The organism is Paracraurococcus ruber, from assembly GCF_004353985.1.
Classification (GTDB): Bacteria; Pseudomonadota; Alphaproteobacteria; order Acetobacterales; family Acetobacteraceae; genus Paracraurococcus; species Paracraurococcus ruber.
Map to the genome: position 1 here is coordinate 1 of NZ_SMOA01000417.1, position 3,395 is coordinate 3,395.

Sequence of the window (3,395 nt, forward strand, 5' to 3'; positions counted from 1 at the left end):
GGGCCGGGCGCGGGGCCCGCCGCCGCGCAGGCCGGGCGCGGCCGCACCCGCGCCCCGCATCGCTCAATCGACGAAGGCGCTGGTGGCCCGGACCACGGCGCCCCAGGCCACCCGCTCCGACCGGCCGAGATCCGCCAGTTCCTCCGGCGTCGAGGGCTGCGGCGTCGCGCCCTGCTGCCGCACCACCTCGACGAAGGACGGCGCCCGCATCGCCTCCCGCACCGCGGCGTTCAGGCGGTCCAGGACCGGCGCCGGCGTGCGGGCCGGGGCGTAGACCGCCTTCCACAGGCCCGACTGCAGGTCCACCCCGAGCGTGTTCACCGGCGGCGCGCCCGGCAGGATCTCCAGCGGCCGCTGGGCGATCACCGCGACGCAGCGGGACCGGCCGTCGCGCGTCAGGCTCTCCGCCCCGCCGGCCGGCAGCGCCATGCAGTCGATCTGCCCGGCGAGGATGGCCTGCATCGCCGGCGCCTGGCTGGTGAAGGGAACATGCAGCATCTCGACGCCGCGGGCGCGCAGGATGCGCTCCATCGCCAGGTGGGAGGTGCTGGCGACGCCCCAGGAGGCGAAGGTCAGCTTGCCCGGCTCGGCCTTCGCCGCCGCCACCATCGCCTCGAAGTCGCGCAGCCGCGGCTGCGACGGGCCGACCACCACGCCGAAGGGGAAATGCGCGACCAGGCTGATCGGGGCGAAGTCGCGGTCCGGGTCGTATTGCAGGTTCCGGTAGGAGTTGGGGTTGATCGCCTGGGTGTCGACGATGCCCATCCACAGCGTGTAGCCATCCGCCGGGGCGCGCGCCGCCGCGGTGGCGCCGACGCCGCCGCCGGCCCCGGCGCGGTTCTCCACCACCACCGCCTGGCCGAGGACGGGGGTCAGCGCCTGCGCCATGGCGCGGCTGACGATGTCGTTCAGCCCGCCCGGCGCGAAGCCGGAGATGATGCGCAGCGTGCGTTCGGGAAAGGCGGCCAGCGCCGGGGTGGCCATGGCGGCGGCCAATGGCAGGCCGGTGGCCGCGCGCAGCAGGGCGCGGCGGGTGGGATGTGGCATGCGGTCTCCTGGCAGGCTGGGACCGGCATCTCTCCCGTTCGTTGCGCCGCTTGTGCAGCACGCGCCGCCGCGGGGCAAGGGGCGACCCGCGCGGCGGATGGGACCGGCCAGCGCGAAGGCCGGCCGGCCCGATCACCGGGCCCGGCGCGCAGCCGCCAGGCCGGCCCTAGGCGCGGTGCGCGGCCGGGCAGGCGCCCGGGCGCCTGCCCGGCGGCATCAGGCGACGATCTCGATGCCCGAGAAGAAGAAGGCGATCTCGGTCGCCGCATTCTCGGCGCTGTCGGACCCATGGACGCTGTTCGCCTCGATGCTCTCGGCGAATTCCTTGCGGATGGTGCCGGGCGCGGCATTGGCCGGGTTGGTGGCGCCCATGATCTCGCGGTTCTTCGCCACGGCGTTCTCGCCCTCCAGCACCTGGGCGACCACCGGGCCGCTGGTCATGAAGGCGACCAGGTCCTTGTAGAAGGGACGCTCCTTGTGGACGGCGTAGAAGGCGCCGGCCTGCGCCTCGCTGAGCTGCAGGCGCTTCTGCGCGACGATGCGCAGCCCGGCCTCCTCGAACTTGGCGTTGATCTTGCCGGTCAGGTTCCGCCGCGTGGCGTCCGGCTTCAGGATGGACAGGGTGCGCTCGACGGCCATGGGGCGTTCCTTCGAAGGGGCAAAGAGTCGGCCGCCCGATAGGCGGGGTTCCCCGGGGATGCAAGCCCGGATGCAAGCCCGGATGCGGGCCCGGAGGCGGTGGGCCTGGGGGGTGGGCCGGCCGCGCCCCTGCCCACCCCTGCCTGCCCCCTCCGGCCGGACGCCCTTGGCCGATCCCTTGCTTTCATGCAACGAATACGCCGGGCGATGGGACGAGGGCCGGATGAGCGACGCCCGGTTGGCAGACCATGATCAGACCCCGCCGCAGGCCGCGGCCCGGCAGGCGCTGCGGCGCACCGTGGACCGCATCCTCAACGGCCATCTCGGCGGGCTCGGCCAGTGGCGCTGGCGCCGGGGGCAGTGCCGATGCCGGTGCGAATGCCGGTGCCACTGGCTGCCGCCGCCGCCCGGCACCGCCTGGATGTCCCTGCTGCTCGGCCTCGTCATCGGCGGCAATTTCGCCGCCCTCGGGGCGGTGGCGCTGTTCCTCGCCGACCCGGCGCCGGACCGGCGGGCGCTGTGGCTGATGGCCTGGGGCGGCGGCTATTTCGCCCTGGTCTTCGCCGCCGCGCGCTGGGCCACGGTGGCGATCCGGGACGCGATCGCCCGGGGCCTGCTGCCGCGCCTGCCGGGCGCGGTGGCGGAGGAGATCCGGGCGGAGCTGGAGGAGCGCTTCGCGCCACGCGCGCTCCACCTGCTGTCCCTCGGCATCGCCATCGCCTGCGCGGCGCTGAGCTATGCCGTGCTGCGCTGGGACTTGGACCCGGCGCCGATGGCGGAGCGCAGGCTCCTCGCCTGGCCGTCGACCGGCCGGGACTGGCAGGCGCTGATCGTCTCCCTGGCCTACCTGCCGCTCTATCTGACTGCCGCGCTGGCCACCAACACGGCCCGCTTCTACCTGGCCTTCACCGCGCGGCTGTCGCACCGGGCGCTGCGGCGGCAGATCTTCCGGCTGGACCCGGCGCTGTCCAGCCTGGTCGAGGCCATGGCGCGGCTCGGCCGCGTCATGTTCGGCTTCTGGCTCTTCGTCTCGCTGCTGGTCTCGACCATGCTGCTGCTGCGCTCGCAATTCGATGCCTATGTGCTGCTGACCATCGGCATCGCCGAGCTGTTCTCCCTGGTGTTCAGCAGCTTCGTCCTGCTGCGGAGCGAAGCGCATATCGCCGCCGCGGTGGCCGCGGCGCGCGCCACGACCCAGCGGCGGCTGGAGAGGGAGACGGCCCGGCTGCTGGACCGGCCGCCCGGCGGCACGACGGACTGGACGCGGTTCAAGGAATTGCTGGCGCTGCAGGGCCGGCTGGCGGCGGCGGGCGATCTGCGGAACAGCCTGACGAGCCTGATCAGCCTGCTGCCCGCCATCCTGACGCCGCTGCTGGGGCTGCTGGCGGATTTCGACAAGCTGGCGAAGGCGATCGGGGGCCTGGCGAAGTAGCGGGCGCCGGCCGGCGATCCCGCGCCGCCCCGCGGCGTTGCAGGGGCTTCCATCCGCGCCAGGTGACCGATGCCCGAGGACGATGCCGCCCCCAAGCCGCCCGCCATCCCCCGCCCGCCCGGCAAGGACGCGCTGGACCTGCTCAGCAGCCAGCAGGGCATGATCGAGGACGAGTGGAGCGGCGAGCCGGCACCGGCGGACAAGGCGGCGGCCGGCGCCGCGGCGGCGAAGCCCCGCCCAGACTGACGCGCGGCCGGCGCGGCGCGGCGGGGCGGGC

The 3,395-nt window shown here is 74.6% G+C and carries 4 protein-coding genes; 2 read left to right on the top strand and 2 right to left on the bottom strand.

Annotated features, from left to right (window positions below; genetic code table 11):
• Positions 1 to 63: 63 nt before the first annotated feature.
• On the bottom strand, positions 64 to 1,047 hold the full coding sequence (locus tag E2C05_RS30030) for a Bug family tripartite tricarboxylate transporter substrate binding protein (protein ID WP_133223285.1): 984 nt from the start codon (positions 1,045 to 1,047) through the stop codon (positions 64 to 66).
• A 216-nt stretch (positions 1,048 to 1,263) separates the two neighbouring features.
• The gene (ndk, locus tag E2C05_RS30035; protein WP_133223286.1) at positions 1,264 to 1,686 is read right to left on the bottom strand and encodes a nucleoside-diphosphate kinase; all 423 of its coding nucleotides are present in this window, start codon (positions 1,684 to 1,686) and stop codon (positions 1,264 to 1,266) included.
• A gap of 223 nt (positions 1,687 to 1,909) precedes the next feature.
• Between ndk and E2C05_RS30040 the strand changes: the two genes are divergently transcribed.
• Both E2C05_RS30040 and E2C05_RS33600 read left to right on the top strand, forming a co-directional pair.
• Positions 1,910 to 3,118, top strand: coding sequence for a hypothetical protein (locus E2C05_RS30040; RefSeq protein WP_133223287.1), 1,209 nt, complete (start codon positions 1,910 to 1,912; stop codon positions 3,116 to 3,118).
• A gap of 69 nt (positions 3,119 to 3,187) precedes the next feature.
• A complete protein-coding gene (locus tag E2C05_RS33600; protein WP_158292469.1) occupies positions 3,188 to 3,364 on the top strand; it encodes a hypothetical protein in 177 nt (58 codons plus the stop codon).
• Positions 3,365 to 3,395 lie beyond the last annotated feature (31 nt).